At 58.6% G+C, this 1,581-nt stretch carries 1 protein-coding gene; it reads right to left on the reverse strand.

The window, feature by feature from the left end; genetic code table 11:
• Window positions 1–482: 482 nt before the first annotated feature.
• Complete coding sequence (locus tag ACFPN1_RS16245; RefSeq protein ID WP_386756267.1) at window positions 483–929, reverse strand: hypothetical protein; 447 nt, start codon at window positions 927–929, stop codon at window positions 483–485.
• Between the last annotated feature and the right edge of the window lie 652 nt (window positions 930–1,581).

Consider the following 1,581-nt stretch of genomic DNA (forward strand, 5'->3'; position numbering starts at 1 on the left):
GAGCGCATCCCGGATTGCCTGGGCGCGCCGCGAGGCAGTGACCGAAGGAATCAATGGGCGTAGCCAGAGCGCCGGCACTGGCGAGAACCCACTCCTACGCTTTTGACTTGTGCGGCCTAACGCCTGAGTTAAGCCGAGCCGCGAAGCGGCTTCGGCTTGGACGAATTGTTAGGCCGCCAGTGTCGCCCTGAAAACTGGAGCACCGCAAGCCTGCCGGGTGGCCGAAGCCTTGAGCAATCGTAGCGCGCGGCAGGAAGCCGCGTGCGCATCTCGGGAAACAGAAGGTTGAGCGAATTGCTTTGGTTGCAGGAGCTTTGGGCGCAAGCCGTGAAAAGCGCAGGACGCGCCGCCGAGGACTTGCAGAAATCGGAAGCCAAAAGGCGAGAGTGGCTAGTGCGCGAGAGTGCTTCTACGAAAGAACCCGTGCGGCCTAACGCCTGAATTAAGCCGAGCCGCGAAGCGGCTTCGGCTTGAATGAATTGTTAGGCACCGTTGCCGTTACCAGACAGGCGCTCGTAGTTGCTCTTGCCGACCGCAGCGAGCTCATCAAGCACAGCGGCGAAGCACGCAAGGCCAAAGTACATTGGAAAAAGTGCCCAAGATGGAAGTACAGAGCCGGCAAGAACCATAAGCGCAACGAGTACATTGAGAATGAGCCAGCCCTTAGCGGATTGAGGTGCGGCCAGTCTCAACTCCTCACCGCGCACTACCCAGGTAAACACGGCGAATCCAATGACCGCCCAAACGGGTTTGGGGAGAAGCGACCAGTAACTCTCTGTGCTCTCGACGCCGAAGTCTGTCAGGGCAATAAAGGCGATGGCGATGGCGGAAAGCACAATCCAGACGAAGAACATCACCTTGGCCTGCGCCCAGCCCTCTCGGAAGGTCACATACGGCAAGTACTTGAATGGCGAATCTTTGACTGTCATGACACTCCCCTAGGTGCCTAACGCCTAGTAGACCCCAAAAACGGGGATATGGGCGGGATATTCAGGTGGCGCCGGCGGGGAGTCAAGGCGAGAAAGCGCGAGGAAGATCAATCGGTTGCGCCGGGCCGGACAGGTGGCGAGGGCGCCAGGAGCGCCGTGCATATTTCACTTTCCGGGGCGATAAGTCTTATGACCCGAAAATGTTGAATTTGCTCTTGTCCGGCGGAGCGGTGTTGGTTGCGGCCTAACACCAGAATTAAGCCGACCCGCGAAGCGGGTTCGGCTTGAATGAATTGTTAGGTGGCAAGCTGCCCGCAAGAGCATCAGTTGCCGCCTTTGGACAGCCAGTGTGCCATCTGGCCAGAACGCAGTGCCCGCTGCGACGCACAAGAGCCAACCGCCAGCCGCCATCATTGTCCTGGACCTTGGGGCCGACAGAGTGGGGTGCTTGAGAAGCGCGCTAACCGAAGCTTGGGTTGCCGAGGAGTGGCCTTTGCGTTGCCCCTAAGCCTTACGCAGTTGACACCTAACGCCTGAATTAAGCCGAGCCGCGAAGCGGCTTCGGCTTGAATGAATTGTTATGCAGCCAGGAGAACCGGAGAACTTGGCTGCTGAAGAGATCTTAGCTCAGGACAATCGGTGCCCGAGAATC

Source organism: Lysobacter yangpyeongensis (assembly GCF_042655745.1).
GTDB classification, from domain to species: Bacteria; Pseudomonadota; Gammaproteobacteria; order Xanthomonadales; family Xanthomonadaceae; genus Agrilutibacter; species Agrilutibacter yangpyeongensis.

Bases quoted from the DNA above. Each gene is read 5' to 3' on its own strand.
- ACFPN1_RS16245 (WP_386756267.1), bottom strand. From the start codon at position 929: ATGACAGTCAAAGATTCGCCATTCAAGTACTTGCCGTATGTGACCTTC.